The following is a 17,578-nucleotide window of genomic DNA, read 5'->3' on the forward strand; positions in this document are numbered from 1 at the left end:
CTTAGCATCCTGGTTATTGTTAATAGTAGTATTATTTAGAACGAATGGGAACGAGGATTTGCGATCGCAGCTCGGTAGAATAATCGTGTGGAAAAAAGTGACCATATTTCAGGCCATAGGCACTACCTATTAAAAATCCCATTGCAGAAACTATAGACACTAGGCAATCTTCTTTGTACATCTCATTTTTTAAAATATACACACAGAGTTACCCACAGATTTTGTGGATAAGTCTATACGAAGAAATGAGTGTGGACTGGGGTTAGATGTATACAGATATAAGCAGCTATGTTTAGAGGTTCACTTTTGTTTTGAAAGAACAAAAATAAGTAGCAGTTATCCACAGATCGTCATTGTATGGGTTTATTTTCCATTTGCTGGTTATTTTTTGAAACAAGTTAATTTTTTATCCAGTATGTATTATCATTTGTTTTTTAATTATTAAATAAACAAATGATAAACGAAAAATTACAAGAAATCCTCACAGCCATTAACCAAAAACAATTAGATTATTTTTCTCAAAAAATAGAAGCCCTTCTCCATTCGCAAGAAGCTATACCTACGGAAGAGCTAGCCTGGCTTTGTTTTGGGGGGATGTATTTAAGCTTCGATACCACCCAGCAGAGAAATAGTGTGGCAAGTATTTTTTTGCAAGAAGGTGAGGCAAGCGTATATTCCTACTTTAATAAAGCCATTTTTTTCCTGGGAACATGGTCTACTATCGCAAAGCAAGACCTCCCTGAAGCATTGCAACCCTTATACTACATAAAAGATTACCCCAATATTTATGCTGCGGAACATTGGGGAAAGATATCGGAAACGTTTAAAGAAATATATAAGCGTGCCAGTACCCCCCCAGCTCCCCCCGCCGACTTTATGGAAGCTGTTTTACGAGACGATATTCCAGAAAGCATGTTAACTCAAGAAACAATTGTTGATTTTAAATCCCATCATTTCGAAGATTTATATTCTACCTGTACCAGGCTCTTCTTAAGAGGCTCTGTGCGCAGTTTAATTCAAATGGATTCGAAGTCCCCATTCACGGAAGCCGAATTAATAGAAATGGCCTGTGCTTATTACTTTTCAGGGTTAACAAACCAAGAAGCTTTTACCTTTTTACGAGAAAGATTATCTCCTGCCTTACTGGAGCAAAGCAGGTTGTTGCAAACATTAAGAGAGGTTTTTGTTTTTTATCCCCCGAGTTTTCCCCACATCTCCCCTACCAGCCAGTTTATTTTTAATACCGCCAAGTTTAAAGATTGGTTGGCAAATGAGCTAGGAAGATATAATCAAAGTACCACAGAAACCACGCTTTCTACCAGGGTTTTGCATACAATTTTTTTGACGGTTAATCATTATTTCGCTATTTATCAATTTTTTAACCAGAGTTGGCTAGAATTTAATAAAAGTAGACTTCCTCCAGAGTTTTTAGAAGCACAGCTCTCCCTTCTTAAGGACTTTTACACGGCTCTTCGTGCGTGTGCGGCTGGCACTATATTAACAGACACCGACACCATCAAATTACATCTTCAAACACATGGACCCAGTCACCTTACTTTACCTGCCCTGCGACAATTAGATTACTCCTACTCTTTTATGGAGACGTTAGGAAAAATACACGATCGCCACGATCCTCTTTTTCCTCCATCTCCGGTATCTGCTGACGCCTTTAACTTAGCCGATAGTGCGGTAAAAGCTGCTTATGAAGAATTAAGAGCAGGGATGCGATTGGATGGCTTTACTTGCCAAGAAACCTCGCAAACCAATATTCATAACTTATTTATTAAATTAGGGGAGTTATCACCGGAAGAGCGACAGTTCGTCCATCGGTTTATGCAGTTACCCTTTCGACTGAGACATTCAACCTCAGCTATCCGGGAGATTCTCGCCGCGGGCAGCTTAAAGTCCTATACAGCCTTAAAAAACTCCCACTCTTTACCAGCTACGGGGGTACACACCCGAGAGTCAGATGCTGCTACCGGAAATGCAAACTTTGTCTTTTTTTGTTTAGGCATAGGCGATAACTTTAAACTATGGCCTTGGTTAAAACAAAGTGACACCCATTTAATCTTCGATTTCAACCCCATGATGAGACAAAGGGGTTGGATTAGTTTTGATGATTGGGTCAATTATACTAATGATGAAGATAAAGTTTATGAATTTGACGATGTGGTACGAATAGTAGAATTCGATGCCCCTAAAAAGGAAGACGCAGAGTCTGATGAAGAGTACTCTGAAAATGAAAGTGATGAAGACTCCTTCCTTAATGATCGCTTTGAACCATACAAAACATATATTTATCAAAAGAGACAACCTGATGGTTCTATAAAATCCATAGAGCGTGTTGCACAACGTTCACAAGAGGTTTTTTGGGGCCCAGACATTCTCGCCGGACTTGCCCTTTCTATTCTATTAGAGTTTAGATGTATGAGTGACGTGGGAAGTGAGTTTCCTAAAAAAGTATTCATGACAGAAGATCCGGAGGAATTTAGAAAAGTAGTAGGCCGTATCGTGGATCTTTTTTATAACATTGAAGCGAAGATGCCCTGTGAAGTTCCTATGAGTTTGTGCCTTGGTGCACTAGATCCTACAGGAAAGCCTATGTCTTTACCTATACCGCGCCCCCTCCCTCCTGCAGCCCCTCTTCCGCTTTTGCCTTCCTGTGGTTCGCCAATAACAGAGCAACCGCGATTTTTTAAACCACCCAAACGATCGCATGCTGAATCTATAACGGAGAACGACGAAAGAGTGCCTAAACGTATAGAAAAAGAGACGCCAGCACTACAGACTCAAGTTGCCCCTTAAGTATGACTTTGATTAAATCACTTACAGTAGGGAAAGCCATTTTCCCCGTCAATATTATCCAGGGCCCTTTGGCGGGGGTCAGCTGCTCACCTTTTAGAGCGCTGACCTGGACAATAAGCAAGCCGGCATTCTGTTATACGGAAATGATTTCATGCAAAACATTATTGTTTCAAAAAAAATCAAATGAGCGATTCGTTCATATTGACAATAAGGAAGGTCCTGTTGGTTTTCAATTATCAGGGAACGATCCGAAAGAATTGGCCGAGGCGACCAAATTAGTCACTGATCAAGGTGCCAGTTTAGTCGATTTAAACTGCGGCTGTCCCGTCAATAAAATACGTGCGAAAGGAGCAGGTTCTCGTCTTTTGCAGACACCTGCTCAGCTGTATCGCTTAATGGAAGCATTAAAAGAAAATACCCATCTTCCCGTTTCTATAAAAATTCGCGTGGACGGCCACAGTACGGATAGGTTTAATCATGAAATTGTAAAAGTAGTGAAGGATGCGGGCATTGATTTTATTACCGTGCATGGAAGAAATTGGCGCGAGGGTTACGATACTCCCTGTCATTATGATCAAATCCAGTTTTTTGTCGAAGAGTTGGAAATACCCGTCATAGGTAATGGAGATATAAGTTGCCTAAGCTCATTACAAAAAATGCTAGCCACAAACTGCGCCGGAGTCATGGTAGGCAGAGCCAGTGTAGGTCAACCCTGGTTAATTGGTAAATTAATCGCAGAAAGCCAAGGAGCAGAGTATAAATGTCCTACAGCCCCCGAAATCGGAAAATTATTTTTTGATCACGTAACTGCCTTAACCAAATTATTAAAAAGCGAGAAGTTCGCCATTATCCAGGCAAGAAAATTCGCTAAATACTATGCAAGGGATCTACAACAAAAACAGGCGTTCATAGAAAGAATAAATCACTGCGAAACATTACTGGACCTTGAAAAAGTTACTACCCTTTATTTCATGTAGACTGGGCAGGCAGGCCAACAAACGATCGAGATGGAATTATTGACCGCCCGACCTCACCTGCATTCGATAAATTATTCTTTTGCTCTGATTAAGATGGTATTCACCAAATCTTCCGATAACCTATATCCCACATTTTTTAATTCATAAATTAAACTTGCGACCTTCGGAATTAATTTTTTTTCTTTAGCTAGCAGTAAAACTCCCGCGGTACCTATAATGGATATATTTTTTTGTTTTGCAACTCTGCGTCCTATCCGTTCGTCAATTAAGAGTTTGGAATGAAGTTGAAGTGCCAGCAAAATAGCAGAGGCTTCTCCTTGACCTAGATTTTCAAACAGAAACTTTTCCTTCTCCCCCTGCAAATTCTCATATTGTCTAATTAGACCACCCTTTAAAGCATCAGTAATTTCCGCTGCCCCTTGTAATTTAGGGTTTACTAAACATTCATCTATTACTGCTTGGGGAGCAATGATTTGACCTAATACTTTTTTTAATAGATCAAGGCGTTGAATTTTAGCAAAAGCAATTAAAGGTCCAGCATCGGCAACGATGATCTTTTTATTCAAAATCTTTTAGTTCCTGTTCTAAATCTTCTTCAGAATAGTTAACTACTGATATGCCGAGCTGCCCCAGTTTATCTATAAAGGATTCTACGCTTAATTCAGCAACTTTCGCTGCTTTTTCTAGAGTTAGAATTTCATCTTTAAATAATTTAATAGCCAAAGAAGTTCGTAACCCAAGGTTAATCAACTCTTCTGAGAATGGGACAGCCAAAAAAACAGGACGCCCAAATTTAGTGACCAGTGAAACCTGGCCTTGCTCTGCATCGCTAATTAAAGTACCTGTTCGCTCTCTTAAATCTCTTACGGTAAATGTATCCATATTTGTCTCTAAAATTGTTCTATCAAATGATAGCACAATTTTTTAATTATGGCGTACCTTGGGCAATAACTCTCATGGAGCCTGCAAAAATACGCCGATTCCCCAGATCAGGCTAAGCCCTTTCAAAATTAAAACTGATAACCTCACTAATTCCCTGGGCCTGTAGTGCAATAGCAATTAAACGATCCAGACCGAGCGCTACTCCACTACAAGTGGGTAATCCGTGCTCTAATGCATTAAGCAGATATTCATCAGGCGTCATAGGTTCCAAGCCTTTTTGTCGCCTTAACGCATTGTCGTTTTCAAAACGTACTCTTTGCGACTCGGCGTCCGAGAGCTCATAAAAACCATTGGCAAGCTCTATGCCTTTAAAATACACCTCAAAACGCTGTGCTACTCCATTTTCTATTTTGGCCAATGAGGCTTGCGAGGAGGGAAAATCGATAAGTGCTATGGGTTGATGGTGTTCGTCAAAAGCCGGTTCGATTACATGACTCATTAGCAAAAATAAGTATTGATCAATTTCTTGCTCATCCTCATGCAAAACCGTATCTAAGTTATATTTTTTTAAAATATTTTTAAGCGCGGGAATAGTGGCAGAAAAAGGGTTAAATCCCGCAATTTCTTCAAATGCTTGACTGTAAGTCATTGTTAATAACGGGGGACATTTTAGTATTTCTTGTAAAAGCGCCTCTACTTCTTGCAATAAAGTTAAATGATCTACTCCCAACTGATACCATTCTAATAATGTGAATTCAGGATTATGCCATCTACCATACTCATCATCTCTAAACACCCTCGCTATTTGGAAAATAGGACCGCTACCCTGCGCCAGCAATCTTTTCATGTGGTATTCTGGGGATGTCTGTAAATAATAAGTAGCATGTCTAAAAGTAGCTTTTATATTGGCAAGATAAGCGTCGGTTATCCCATAACGTGCCATGATAGGCGTTTCCACTTCTAAATAATCGCGCAAGCCAAAAAAATTACGGATATTCGCAAGAATTTGTGAGCGTAATTTTAAATTTTCTAAAGAGGCCGATGGTTGCCAAGGCATTCTTTGCATTAATAAAAAATTCCTAATTCCAATCGTGCCACTTCGCTCATTCTCTCTTGAGTCCAGGGCGGCTCCCACACGAGTTCGACCGTGCAATCATGGATTCCCTCTACTTTATTAATGGTTTGTTCTACCGTTCCAGGAAAAGTTTGCGCTACAGGACATCCGGGCGAGGTAAGGGTCATTTGAATATGGACATTATGCTCGTCATCAATTTCAACATGATAGATTAAACCAAGATCATAGATATTGACCGGGATTTCCGGGTCGAAAATGGTTTTTAGAGCCTCAATAACAGCGTCTTTTAAAACCTCTTTGCCTTGCTTTTTCTTTAAACCAAACATACGTTTAATTACTCCGTCGAAACCACTGCCTCTTCTTTTTTTAAAGCACATTCCAATGTATGCCATGCCAAGGTGGCACATTTCACTCTGGCGGGAAAGGCTTTCACTCCTGCTAACACAGTTAATTTATCGGTAGCAAGAAAAGGTATATCGTCGTCTTTGGTTGTCATGTGATGAAAGCGCAAAAATAATTCATGCGCCTCTTTTATCGTCTTCCCTTGTAAAGCTTCCGTCATTAAAGACGCAGAAGCCTGGGAAATAGCACAGCCACAGCCCAAAAAACTGATGTCTTTTATAATATGGTCTTGAATATGAAGATAGAGCGTTAATTTATCGCCACATAGCGGATTGAAGCCCTGCGCATGTGCTGTGGGATTCTCCATCTCGCGGTGATTGCGGGGATTACGGTTATGATCAATGATAATTTCTTGATAAAGTTCACGTAAATCCATTAGGCAAATACCTCTTTGACTTTATGCAATGCGCGTACACAACTGTCTACTTCTTTTTCCGTATTATAGAAAGATAAGGAAATGCGCGTGGTGGCCGGAACCCCATAAAAATCCATTAAAGGCATTGCACAGTGATGTCCACTTCGAATAGCGATTCCCTCGCTATCCATAATCGTTCCTATATCATGAGCATGAATTTTTCCGTGAACAAAACCTACAATAGGCACTTTCGCGCGCGCCGTGCCAATTAAATTAAATCCTTTAACTGATTGAACAGCGAGTGTTGTGTACTCCAATAAACGCTGCTCATAGGCGGCAATCGCTTCTAAATCCAGAGACCATAAATAATCCATAGCAGCACCTAACCCGATTACGCCCGCAATATTTGGGGTACCTGCCTCAAATTTGTAAGGCAGTGGAGCATAATCGGTTGCTTGGAAAGTAACATAGTTAATCATTTCGCCCCCACCTTGATAGGGAGCCATTCCATCTAGCAAATGCTCTTTTGCCCAAAGAACACCCACGCCGGTTGGTCCATACATTTTATGGCCGGAAAAAGCATAAAAATCACAACCCAAATCCTGGACATCGATAGGTAAATGTGCGGTCGCTTGTGCGCCATCCAAAAGAACGAGAGCACCGTGGGCATGCGCCATTTCTATCATTTTTTTTACGGGATTTATGGTTCCTAGGGCGTTAGAAACATAATTAATAGCGACAAATTTGGTATTAGGCGTTAATTTTTTTTCAAACTCTTGCAGTAACACCTCTCCTTCCAGTGAGATAGGGGCGACTTTAAGTACAGCGCCCGTTTTTTTACATACCATCTGCCAGGGAACAATATTAGAATGATGCTCCATGGTTGTAATTAAGATCTCTTCACCGGGCAGGAGACGCGGAGCTACAAAACTTTGAGCTACTAAATTAATAGCTTCTGTCGTACCGCGTACAAAAATACATTCACATGTTTTTCTTGCATTAATAAAACGTCTTACTTTTTCTCGCACACCCTCATAGAGATTGGTTGCTCGTACACTTAATGAATGCACACTACGATGAACGTTGGCATTGTCATGCATATAAAAATGAGAGATAGCGTCAATCACACTTTTGGGTTTCTGGGTCGTGGCCGCATTATCTAAATAAATAAGAGGACTTCCATTGACTTGTTGGTTTAAGCAGGGAAAGTCTTTTCTTATTTCGTTTACATCAAAAACCGCTCTTGTCACAGTACTCATTTTTCACCGTAGCTGTTTATTTAAAAGTTTATCTACCCAAGGAGAAAGTATAGCGCCAAATGCTTTCACGTTTTCCGCCGCAAAAGCGTGGATCAAAAACTGACTTGCTTCTTCAGCCCCTATGCCGCGCGTGGCAAAATAAAATAAGGCTTCTTCATCTAACTGGCCAACCGTAGCACCGTGGGAACAAACAACATCGTCTGCAAAAATTTCAAGTTGTGGTTTGGTATCAATTTCTGCATCAGCAGCTAACAATAAATTTTTATTTTGTTGTTTCGCTTCTGTATGCTGAGCATCTTTAGCAACAATCACCTTACCATTAAAAACAGCGCGTGATTTTTTTCCTAAAATTCCTTTGTAATCTTCTTCACTTCTACAGTTGGCCACTTGATGGTGAACCACTGTGTGTTGATCAATGTGCTGGCCTTCTTGGGGTGCATAAATACCATTTAAAAAACAGCGCGCTTGCGGCTCTTGTAAATGAACCGAGGTATCACCTCGCACAATCTTTCCACCAATGTTAAAAGTATGCAATTGAACCTTGCTGCTTTCATTCTGTTTTGCACTGGTATGTCCTATATGATAGGAAAGTTTACCTTCTCTTTGCATTTTAAAATGATGGACACTCGCCCCTTTGGCAGCAAAAATTTCGGTGATGGTATTAGTAAAATACGAACAGCCTTCTTTGCCAGCATAGTCTTCAATAATAGAAACTTCACTATCTTGTTCTGCCACAATTAAATGATGAATATAGTGAGCCTGGTTTTCTTTATCTTGCCAGTGGGTGAGTAAGAGGGGCTCCTGCAATTTTACGCCTTGAGGAATATAAATAAATATCCCTTTATTTAACATAGCCATGTTGAGAGCGTGGAATCCATGCTCCGGTTTTAAAATCGTGCTTAAATATTTTTTTACTAATTCAGGATGTTCCGTACTGGCTTGCTCCAAGGTTTTTATAATTACACGGTTATCCGCCTTATCCCCCAGAAAAATTTCTCCATTTACAATAGACATAGAGCTACTGGTGATATTAAGAAACGGACTTGTATCGTTAAAGGTTGCATTATTATGTTCTTCATTAATATGGAAAGTATTTTTTAAAAAAGAATCCATTTTGGTATATTTCCAATCTTCAAGAGCCGATGTTGGAAAACCATGTTGTTGTAAATGTTCTAAACCTTTTTCCTGTAATTTTGCAATAAAAGGAATAGCAGAAAAGTGATTGACTGCTTCTTTCTGGTAAAATTCGAGGAGTTCGCTCATACCTTTTCCTTTTCCTCCAACCAGCTATATCCTTTCTCTTCCAACTCTAAAGCCAAAGATTTATCGCCCGATTTAATAATTTTCCCGTTAGCAAGCACATGAATGTAATCGGGTTCAATATAGTTTAATAAGCGTTGATAATGGGTTACTAAAATAATTGCGCGCTCTTGGCTCCGTAAAGCATTTACTCCTTCAGAAATAATACGCAAAGCATCAATGTCTAAACCAGAATCAGTTTCATCAAGAATGGCGAGTTTAGGTTCTAAAGCAGCCATTTGCAGGATTTCATTACGCTTTTTCTCCCCCCCAGAAAACCCTTCATTGATACTTCGATATAAGAAGCTTTCATCCATATCGACCAACTGGCATTTTTCACGGATAAAGTTTAGGAATTCAATGGCATCCAAAGTTTTTAAGCCTTGTCCTTTACGTACTGCGTTTACAGAGGCTTTCAAAAAATTAATATTGGTAACGCCGGGTATTTCAACTGGATATTGAAATGACATAAAAATTCCAGCCTGAGCCCTTTCAGCAGGGCTCAAAGGTAATAAGTCTTTCCCTTCATAAGAGATATTGCCCTGCGTTATTTCATAAGCAGGGTGACCAGCCAATACCTTGGAAAGGGTACTTTTTCCCGAACCATTTGGTCCCATAATGGCATGAACTTCGCCGGCTTTAACCTTGAGGTTTATTCCTTTGAGAATTGCCTGATCATTTATTGATACGTTTAAATCTTTAATTGTTAACATATTAACCCACGGCCCCTTCCAGACTGATTCCAAGAAGTTTGGTTGCTTCAACAGCAAACTCCATTGGTAATTCTTTTAAAACTTGTTTACAAAAACCATTTACAATCATTGAAACGGCATCTTCCGTATCAATTCCTCGTTGTTGGCAATAAAACAACTGATCTTCACTTATTTTAGAAGTAGTGGCTTCATGTTCAACTTGAGCTGTTTGATTTTTTACCTCAATATAAGGAAAAGTATGCGCAGAACAGTCACTGCCCATTAGCATGGAATCACACTGTGTATAATTGCGTGCATTTAAAGCGGTGGGGGCTATGCGTACCAAGCCGCGGTATGCATTATGCGAGCGTCCGGCGCTAATCCCTTTTGAAATAATAGTTGATCGGGTATTTTTACCAATATGAATCATTTTGGTACCGGTATCTGCTTGCTGTAAATTATTAGTTACCGCAACAGAATAAAATTCACCTACCGAATCATCGCCTTGCAAAATAACACTGGGATATTTCCAGGTAATAGCCGAGCCCGTCTCAATTTGGGTCCAGGAGATTTTGGAGCGTTTACCACGGCAAGCACCCCTCTTGGTTACAAAATTATAAATCCCTCCTTTGCCTTCCTTATCTCCGGGATACCAATTTTGAACTGTAGAGTATTTAATTTGCGCACCATCTAAAGCGACTAATTCCACTACCGCGGCATGCAGCTGATTCTCATCGCGCATGGGGGCAGTACATCCTTCCAAATAGGATACATAGCTATCAACATCAGCCACAATTAAAGTCCGCTCAAACTGCCCTGTGGATTTCGCATTAATCCGAAAATAAGTAGACAATTCCATTGGACAACGTACTCCTTTAGGAACGTATACAAAAGAACCATCACTAAAAACCGCTGAATTGAGAGCAGCATAAAAGTTATCCCGAAAAGGAACTACCGTTCCTAAATATTGCTTAACTAAATCAGGATATTCTTTAACGGCTTCTGATAAAGGACAAAATATAATGCCTTTTTCTGCAAGTTTTGCTTTAAAAGTAGTAGCAACCGAGACACTATCAAATACCGCATCAACCGCGACGCCAGCAAGCCATTCTTGTTCACGCAGGGGAATGCCCAATTTTTCATAAGTGCGTAAAAGTTCAGGATCTACTTCATCTAAACTTTTAGGACCCTCTTTTATATTTTTAGGAGCTGAATAATAGGAAATTTCCTGGTAATCAATAGGAGGATAATGAACGCTGGACCACTCTGGAGGAGGCATGGTTTGCCAATGACGAAATGCTTTGAGCCTCCATTCCAATAAAAATTCAGGTTCCCCTTTAATAGCAGACAACCGACGTATAACATCCTCATTTAGTCCGGGAGGAAAGGTTTCCACGTCAATATCTGTTACGAAACCATGTTGATAATCTCTTTCTAAAAGAGAGTTTAAATGGGTATTATTTTTAGCCACCACTAGCTCCAGTTGCTAAATTCTTAATTCGTTGCAGCTCAAAAGATTGCAGCGTGGGTTTAGCCAGCGCTTCAAGACTCACACTATCCAATGCCGATTCAATTGCTTGACTTATTAAGCGCCAATTACCTTTAACATGACATACACCTTGTAGAGAACAAGTATTAGGTTCTAAACTACATTCGGTTAGTCCACGCGGTTCATCTAAAGCATAAATAATATCAGTAATAGAAATATCAGCGGGTGCTCGTTGAAGACGATAGCCGCCGGAGACGCCACGGACCGAAGTTAATAAACTTGCCGCCGTTAAACGCTTCAATACTTTACTGACAGTTGGTACAGAAATATGGGTATGCAAAGCAATATCACGTGCATTCGCCAGCTGATTAGCCCGCTTGGCTAAATACACCATTATAACTGTTCCATAATCGGCCAACTTGCTGAGGCGCAGCATAGCATTCCTATCGTGATTAATCTAGTACTAATTAAGTCTTATTTAGGTTATTAAGTATAATATAGTACTAAATTGGTTCTATTTACAAAAAATGGCTAATGATAGCGAATATTAGAAAATGGAGCAAATTTAATCCGTATTCGTTCTTGTTATTGCGAACGTAATCACACTGAGAGGCAAGCAACCAGGGTATATTGCTTCGTTACCTGGACTGGCGAAGTTAGGTGTGGCAAAATTTAAACAGATTGCACCATTGACATCCATGACATTTTCTATATAATAGACGGCGCTAGTCGGATGAGGAGTAAAAATGTTCAAAAAGTTTAATCTATTCTTGTTGATCGTCTCCACATTATTTTTCCAGGCCAGTACTCATGCTGAGCCGGCCAATCTTACTCAGCTTCTTTCCGAAATTAAAACGTACCATGACTCGGGTACTTATGAAAAAGAGCTAAATCAAGTTGTTTCTCAAGCGAATGCTTATATTCTACAGCGTGTACAAACAAACGAAAAAGCTGTCCATCCACAAAAATTAGCCATTGTTCTTGATATTGATGAAACCTGCCTAACTAATTATGACAAAATGGTATTACGTAATTTTACCGGCAGTAAAGAGCAAGTGAAAAAAGAGATCCAGGCCGCCAACGCCCCCGAGATCAAACCTACCTTAAAATTATTTCAAACTGCTTTAAAAAATGGAGTGAGTGTATTTTTTGTCACTGGAAGAGGCGAATCATTACGCGTTGCAACGAATAAAAATTTAAATAATGCAGGCTTTAAAGGCTATAAAGGATTATTTCTCAGGCCCGAAAGTTATGAACAAACCTCAATTATTCCTTTCAAATCCAACGCACGTGCAAAAATTACCCATATGGGTTATACCATCATTGCTTCTATTGGGGATCAAATGAGCGATCTTAAAGGTGGTTTCGCAGAAAAAACATTTAAACTACCCAACCCCTATTATTATTTACCCTAGATTTCTTGTAGGTCGCGCCGCGTCAGGCTCAGGGATTGTCTTTTTTAATGCCTGCCATTCCCGCGATAGGCGGGAATCTATTCTTAATTGGCACAATTCCATCATAGAAATGGATTCCTGCCTATGCAGGACGGACAAAAAGAAATATCAGAATAAAAGGGATATGTTAGAAGTTGAATAAAAAGTGACGCCCTGAGCCGCCAGGCCCATCAAAGCTACCATTCTATTCCACTAACTTTAAGCCCGTTACTTCTACGTCTTCTTCATGATAAATAAAACGCTGTATAAGCTGTTTGACTTGTTCGCTAGTCAGGGGCTTGGTAATAACACCGTCCATAAAGTAATCATGTACGTCATATTTAACCACGTCGGCTTGGTAAGAAGTGAGAGCAATAATGGGTACGTGAAATTGCGTTTTACTTTCTGTGTCACGGATTTTTTTTGCTACCATATAGCCTGATGTATCTTCCAGGCCAATATCCATCAAGATTAAATCATATTTTCCTGGCTTAAAAAGCGCTTCCGCTTTATCGCCAGATTCAGCCACGTCTACCTGACAATTTAATTCGGTTAATAGTGCATATTCGACTTTTTGAGCGATTAAGTTATCTTCTACCATTAATACGTAGGGCTGGGTTTTTTTTGACTTTCCACGCTTTTTTACACTCTCAGCCCCAGAATTCTTTTCTTGTGCTTCTTTCCATTCAGAAATATCAGTCAAGGCTACAACCAAGGCAATTACTTTTTTATTTTTATCAAGTATAGGGGTGCGGTTACAAAGAAAATAAATCGGCTTGTCTTTTTTATCTAAAACTGGTTTTTCGTAAACTTCATTTTGAGCTTCTGCGGTGAAAATTACTTTCATATCTTCTAACCGAAACTGCTCTACCCGTTCTTTTGACCAATGGCCAAATTTTTCCATTAATTCGTAAGGCGTTCCGGTAAAATCACGTTCAGACTGCAAACCCAATAGTTGGGCAAACTTATTGTTACAACCCTTCAGTTTACAATTAGAGTCAACCCAATAAATAATACTGGGAATGCAGTTGAGAATATTGATATAAAATTGATGTAAATCTTCTTCTTTCGTATGTTCATTATGCTTTGTACCAGAATGAGCCATCTATTGCTCCACGAAAATCCATTAGTTGGGTAGTATATGCAAGCTAATAATTTACCTCAATAATTTCATACTCTACCATTCCCCCGGGTGTTTGAACGCTTACGGTATCATCTAACTGTTTTCCGATAAGTGCTTTTCCTATAGGTGAGCTATAGGAAATTTTATTTAATTTAATATCAGCCTCATCTTCTCCAACGATTTGAAAAGTGGTTTCTTTGTCTGTGGTAATATTGCATAGTTTTACCGTACTGCCAAAAACTACTTTTCCCTGGTTTTCCAACTTACTAATATCTACTATCTGGGCGTGTGACAATTTCGCTTCTAATTCTTGAATACGCCCTTCGATAAAGCTTTGTTGTTCGCGCGCCGCATGGTATTCAGCGTTTTCCTTTAAATCTCCATGCTCACGTGCAGTGGCAATCGCTTCAATTACTTTTGGTCTATCTATGGTTTTTAAACGATGGAGTTCTTTTTTTAAAGCTTCAGAACCTTCGATTGTCATTGGATATTTTTGCATAACCTTCACCTAAATTCTTTTATGTAAATCTTGTAATCGGGTTACTGTTTCCCGATCTTCATATTTCATAGCCAAACATGCAGCTTCCGCACCAGATAACGTTGTAGTATAGCTCACCTTATGTTGCAATGCGCTGCGCCTAATAGCGAAAGAATCAGCAATAGCTATTTTTCCTTCAGTGGTATTTACGATGAAATCAATATCATGATTTTTAATATAATCCACCACATGCGGCCTTCCCTCCGCCACTTTAAAAACACGTGTACAGGGGATACCTGCTGCATGTAATACCATAGCTGTTCCCCGGGTCGCAATGATCTCAAAACCCAGATCTATTAAACGTTTGGCAATTTCACCTATTCTTGCTTTGTCTGCATCTCTTACAGATAAAAACGCTTTACGCCTTTTTTGGATATGACTACCTGCTCCTAATTGTGCCTTGGCATAAGCTTGCCCAAAGCGTTTGGCAATCCCCATTACTTCTCCTGTGGATTTCATCTCAGGTCCGAGGATAGAGTCAACGCCTGCAAATTTCACAAAGGGGAAAACAGGTAACTTTGTGGAATAAAAAGAAGGCAGCGGATAATTCGAGCCTAACCCCTGAGCTTTTAAGCTTATACCCACTTTACATAATGCTGCTATTTTGGCTAAGGGTAAACCTGTAGCTTTAGAAACAAAAGGAACTGTGCGAGAAGCCCGCGGGTTCACTTCTAATACGTATATGTCATCCGCTTGAATGGCAAATTGGGCATTAATCAAACCTACCACGCCTAATTTTAATGCCATTAGCTTGATTTGCTCCATTAAATCTTGCTGTACAACGACACTTAGGCTAAAAGGAGGCAATATGCAAGCAGAATCACCTGAGTGAACGCCCGCTTGTTCTATATGTTCCATAATGCCGCCAATTAGTACTTCTTTTCCATCGCAAACGGCATCAATATCAACTTCAATCGCGTCATTTAAAAACTTATCAAGCAGTACAGGGGAATCGGGCGATACTTGCACTGCATGAGCTAAATAATGCTTTAAATCTTCTTCCTGGTAGACTATTTCCATCGCCCGTCCCCCTAACACATAAGAAGGTCGAACGACTAAGGGATAGCCTATTTTACGTGCCAGAAGGATTGCTTCTTCCTCGCTACGGACGGTGCCATTCGGTGGTTGATGTAAATTGAGCGCGCTAACCAACTTTTGAAAACGCTCCCTATCTTCTGCCATATCGATAGCATCAGAAGAGGTACCAATAATTTTGACCCCGTTTTTTTCTAAAGCTTGCGCCAACTTTAAAGGCGTTTGGCCTCCATAATGCACAATGACGCCTAATGGCTTTTCCAATTCTACAATAGCTAAAACGTCCTCCAGGGTTACCGGTTCAAAATACAATCGATCGGAAGTATCAAAATCGGTAGAAACCGTCTCAGGGTTACAATTGATCATAATGGTTTGGTATCCTGCTGCACGCAATGCTAAAGATGCGTGTACACAGCAATAATCAAATTCTATACCTTGACCAATTCGATTGGGGCCACCTCCCAGAATGACGACTTTTTTATCATTTTTTTGCGGGTTCGCTTCACAAAAAGAAGCGTAAGTAGAATAAAGATAAGCGGTTTCACTAGGAAACTCTCCTGCACAAGAATCGATTCTTTTATAAACGGGTTTAATCCCAAGTTCTGTACGGCGATTTCTTACCTCTTCCTCTGAACAGTATAAAAGGGAAGCTAAATATCCATCAGAAAATCCTTTTCTTTTAAGCTGAAAGAGTGTGTCTTTGTTGAGGTCATGAATAGAATAACCACTCATTGCATCTTCCGTGTGAACTAACTCTGCAATTTGGGCTAAAAACCAGGGATCCACTTTAGATTCTTGCTGAATTTCTTCCAGCATTAATCCTTTTCGAAAAGCATCAGCAATATACCATAACCTATCAGGAGTTGGTTCGCGTAAATGGCCTCGTAAAATAGCTATATCATTCTCTTTAAATAGAGTATGTAAACCGCTGCGACCAATTTCCAACCCTCTTATTGCTTTTTGCAAAGATTCCTGGAATGTGGATCCGATAGCCATCACTTCGCCCACTGATTTCATTTGGGTAGTTAATATCGGAGAAGTTTGCGGGAACTTATCAAAGTTAAAACGAGGAATTTTAGTTACCACATAATCAATACTAGGTTCGAAAGAAGCCGGCGTCTTTCCACCCGTTATTTCATTTGACAACTCATCCAGGGTATATCCAACAGCTAGTAATGCAGCAATTTTGGCAATAGGAAAACCGGTAGCCTTTGATGCTAAAGCGGAGCTTCTCGAAACACGTGGATTCATCTCTACAACTAACATACGCCCGTCATCAGGATTAACCGCAAACTGCACATTAGAACCGCCCGTATCAACACCTACCGCGCGCAATACTTTGATAGCTGCATCGCGCATACGCTGAAATTCTTTATCAGTTAGCGTTTGGGCTGGTGCCACGGTAATAGAATCGCCAGTATGTACGCCCATGGGATCAAAATTTTCAATGGTACATACAATAATGCAATTATCATTTTTATCACGTACCACTTCCATTTCATATTCTTTCCAGCCCAGCACCGATTCATCAATTAAAAGTTCATGGGTTGGCGAAAGTTCTAAACCACGCAGGCAGATTTCTTCGAACTCTTCTCGATTATAGGCAATACCTCCCCCACTTCCGCCCATAGTAAAAGAGGGTCGAATAATCGCAGGAAACCCCAAATGGGCTTGAACGGATAAAGCCTCCTCTAAACTATGGGCAATTGCCGAACGCGGCATTTCTAAATCAATTTTTTTCATAAGCAAGCGGAACTTCTCCCGATCTTCCGCTTTATCAATCGCTTCGCGGGTAGCCCCGATGAGCTCTACGTTATGTTTTTCTAAAACTCCTTCGCGAACCAAATCCAGGGCACAATTTAATGCAGTCTGTCCACCCATCGTGGGCAATAGCGCGTCGGGTTTTTCTTGCTCAATAATTCTGGCCACTTCAGGCCACAAGATAGGTTCTACATAAGTTGCGTCAGCTAATTCAGGATCAGTCATAATGGTAGCAGGATTAGAATTGACCAAAATAACGCGATAACCTTCTTTCTTTAAAGCGCGGACTGCCTGCGTACCCGAATAATCAAATTCACAAGCCTGTCCAATAACAATGGGACCGGCACCAAGAATTAAAATAGATTGTATGTCCGTTCGCTTAGGCATAATACTCAATAAAATATTTTAAGTGGCTCATTTTAGCGAATAGAGGACGTCATTGCGAGCCCCACA

General features: G+C 40.1%; 16 protein-coding genes. 3 read left to right on the forward strand and 13 right to left on the reverse strand.

Going from position 1 to position 17,578, the window contains the following annotated elements:
- Positions 1-453: 453 nt before the first annotated feature.
- Together EL206_RS01265 and EL206_RS01270 are read left to right on the forward strand one after the other, a co-directional pair.
- Positions 454-2,805 carry a hypothetical protein gene (locus EL206_RS01265; protein ID WP_058461290.1) on the forward strand — a complete coding sequence of 784 codons (2,352 nt, stop codon included), beginning with the start codon at positions 454-456 and terminating at the stop codon, positions 2,803-2,805.
- Between the two features lie 2 nt (positions 2,806-2,807).
- Positions 2,808-3,782, forward strand: a complete 975-nt coding sequence (locus EL206_RS01270; protein WP_058461289.1) for a tRNA dihydrouridine synthase — start codon at positions 2,808-2,810, stop codon at positions 3,780-3,782.
- A gap of 71 nt (positions 3,783-3,853) precedes the next feature.
- Here EL206_RS01270 and EL206_RS01275 read toward each other — a convergent pair whose 3' ends face one another.
- The 10 genes from EL206_RS01275 to EL206_RS01320 form a co-directional block, all read right to left on the reverse strand.
- Positions 3,854-4,348 carry a PIN domain-containing protein gene (locus EL206_RS01275; protein ID WP_058461288.1) on the reverse strand — a complete coding sequence of 165 codons (495 nt, stop codon included), beginning with the start codon at positions 4,346-4,348 and terminating at the stop codon, positions 3,854-3,856.
- Positions 4,341-4,664, reverse strand: a complete 324-nt coding sequence (locus EL206_RS01280) for a UPF0175 family protein (protein ID WP_058461287.1) — start codon at positions 4,662-4,664, stop codon at positions 4,341-4,343. The genes EL206_RS01275 and EL206_RS01280 overlap by 8 nt, the downstream gene beginning before the upstream one ends.
- Positions 4,665-4,776: 112 nt before the next feature.
- On the reverse strand, positions 4,777-5,730 hold the full coding sequence (gene epmA, locus EL206_RS01285; RefSeq protein ID WP_058461286.1) for an elongation factor P--(R)-beta-lysine ligase: 954 nt from the start codon (positions 5,728-5,730) through the stop codon (positions 4,777-4,779).
- On the reverse strand, positions 5,730-6,065 hold the full coding sequence (locus EL206_RS01290; protein WP_058461285.1) for an SUF system Fe-S cluster assembly protein: 336 nt from the start codon (positions 6,063-6,065) through the stop codon (positions 5,730-5,732). Before EL206_RS01290 ends, epmA begins: the two co-directional genes overlap by 1 nt.
- 8 nt (positions 6,066-6,073) lie before the next feature.
- The gene (gene sufU / locus EL206_RS01295) at positions 6,074-6,517 is read right to left on the reverse strand and encodes a Fe-S cluster assembly sulfur transfer protein SufU (RefSeq protein ID WP_058461284.1); all 444 of its coding nucleotides are present in this window, start codon (positions 6,515-6,517) and stop codon (positions 6,074-6,076) included.
- On the reverse strand, positions 6,517-7,755 hold the full coding sequence (locus EL206_RS01300; RefSeq protein WP_058461283.1) for a cysteine desulfurase: 1,239 nt from the start codon (positions 7,753-7,755) through the stop codon (positions 6,517-6,519). Before EL206_RS01300 ends, sufU begins: the two co-directional genes overlap by 1 nt.
- Before the next feature lie 3 nt (positions 7,756-7,758).
- Positions 7,759-9,018, reverse strand: a complete 1,260-nt coding sequence (gene sufD / locus EL206_RS01305) for a Fe-S cluster assembly protein SufD (RefSeq protein ID WP_058461282.1) — start codon at positions 9,016-9,018, stop codon at positions 7,759-7,761.
- A complete protein-coding gene (sufC, locus tag EL206_RS01310) occupies positions 9,015-9,767 on the reverse strand; it encodes a Fe-S cluster assembly ATPase SufC (protein ID WP_058461281.1) in 753 nt (250 codons plus the stop codon). Before sufC ends, sufD begins: the two co-directional genes overlap by 4 nt.
- Position 9,768: 1 nt before the next feature.
- Positions 9,769-11,217: a Fe-S cluster assembly protein SufB gene (gene sufB, locus EL206_RS01315; protein ID WP_058461280.1), complete on the reverse strand. Its 1,449-nt coding sequence runs from the start codon at positions 11,215-11,217 to the stop codon at positions 9,769-9,771.
- A complete protein-coding gene (locus EL206_RS01320; RefSeq protein WP_058461279.1) occupies positions 11,210-11,671 on the reverse strand; it encodes an SUF system Fe-S cluster assembly regulator in 462 nt (153 codons plus the stop codon). Before EL206_RS01320 ends, sufB begins: the two co-directional genes overlap by 8 nt.
- Before the next feature lie 310 nt (positions 11,672-11,981).
- On the opposite strand from EL206_RS01320, the gene EL206_RS01325 reads away from it, so the two are divergent.
- The gene (locus EL206_RS01325; protein ID WP_058461278.1) at positions 11,982-12,650 is read left to right on the forward strand and encodes an HAD family acid phosphatase; all 669 of its coding nucleotides are present in this window, start codon (positions 11,982-11,984) and stop codon (positions 12,648-12,650) included.
- A gap of 223 nt (positions 12,651-12,873) precedes the next feature.
- Here the strand turns inward: EL206_RS01325 and EL206_RS01330 are convergent, their stop codons facing one another.
- Genes EL206_RS01330 through carB form a run of 3 tightly spaced genes read right to left on the reverse strand, consistent with a single transcriptional unit; the run spans position 12,874 to position 17,512 of the window.
- Entirely contained in the window at positions 12,874-13,773 is a 900-nt protein-coding gene (locus tag EL206_RS01330) for a response regulator (RefSeq protein ID WP_058461277.1), read from the reverse strand.
- A gap of 43 nt (positions 13,774-13,816) precedes the next feature.
- Positions 13,817-14,290, reverse strand: a complete 474-nt coding sequence (greA, locus tag EL206_RS01335) for a transcription elongation factor GreA (protein WP_058461276.1) — start codon at positions 14,288-14,290, stop codon at positions 13,817-13,819.
- Positions 14,291-14,299: 9 nt separating this feature from the next.
- Positions 14,300-17,512, reverse strand: coding sequence for a carbamoyl-phosphate synthase large subunit (gene carB / locus EL206_RS01340; protein ID WP_058461275.1), 3,213 nt, complete (start codon positions 17,510-17,512; stop codon positions 14,300-14,302).
- Positions 17,513-17,578: the final 66 nt, after the last annotated feature.

The organism is Legionella adelaidensis (assembly GCF_900637865.1).
In the GTDB taxonomy this organism is placed as follows: Bacteria; Pseudomonadota; Gammaproteobacteria; order Legionellales; family Legionellaceae; genus Legionella_A; species Legionella_A adelaidensis.

Excerpts from the sequence above, each read along its gene's own strand:
- carB (WP_058461275.1), bottom strand. The coding sequence starts at position 17,512 with ATGCCTAAGCGAACGGACATACAATCTATTTTAATTCTTGGTGCCGGT.
- EL206_RS01320 (WP_058461279.1), bottom strand. The coding sequence starts at position 11,671 with ATGCTGCGCCTCAGCAAGTTGGCCGATTATGGAACAGTTATAATGGTG.
- sufD (WP_058461282.1), bottom strand. The coding sequence starts at position 9,018 with ATGAGCGAACTCCTCGAATTTTACCAGAAAGAAGCAGTCAATCACTTT.
- EL206_RS01280 (WP_058461287.1), bottom strand. The coding sequence starts at position 4,664 with ATGGATACATTTACCGTAAGAGATTTAAGAGAGCGAACAGGTACTTTA.
- greA (WP_058461276.1), bottom strand. The coding sequence starts at position 14,290 with ATGCAAAAATATCCAATGACAATCGAAGGTTCTGAAGCTTTAAAAAAA.
- sufC (WP_058461281.1), bottom strand. The coding sequence starts at position 9,767 with ATGTTAACAATTAAAGATTTAAACGTATCAATAAATGATCAGGCAATT.
- EL206_RS01330 (WP_058461277.1), bottom strand. The coding sequence starts at position 13,773 with ATGGCTCATTCTGGTACAAAGCATAATGAACATACGAAAGAAGAAGAT.
- sufU (WP_058461284.1), bottom strand. The coding sequence starts at position 6,517 with ATGGATTTACGTGAACTTTATCAAGAAATTATCATTGATCATAACCGT.
- EL206_RS01300 (WP_058461283.1), bottom strand. The coding sequence starts at position 7,755 with ATGAGTACTGTGACAAGAGCGGTTTTTGATGTAAACGAAATAAGAAAA.
- EL206_RS01270 (WP_058461289.1), top strand. The coding sequence starts at position 2,808 with ATGACTTTGATTAAATCACTTACAGTAGGGAAAGCCATTTTCCCCGTC.
- epmA (WP_058461286.1), bottom strand. The coding sequence starts at position 5,730 with ATGCAAAGAATGCCTTGGCAACCATCGGCCTCTTTAGAAAATTTAAAA.
- EL206_RS01265 (WP_058461290.1), top strand. The coding sequence starts at position 454 with ATGATAAACGAAAAATTACAAGAAATCCTCACAGCCATTAACCAAAAA.
- EL206_RS01325 (WP_058461278.1), top strand. The coding sequence starts at position 11,982 with ATGTTCAAAAAGTTTAATCTATTCTTGTTGATCGTCTCCACATTATTT.
- EL206_RS01290 (WP_058461285.1), bottom strand. The coding sequence starts at position 6,065 with ATGTTTGGTTTAAAGAAAAAGCAAGGCAAAGAGGTTTTAAAAGACGCT.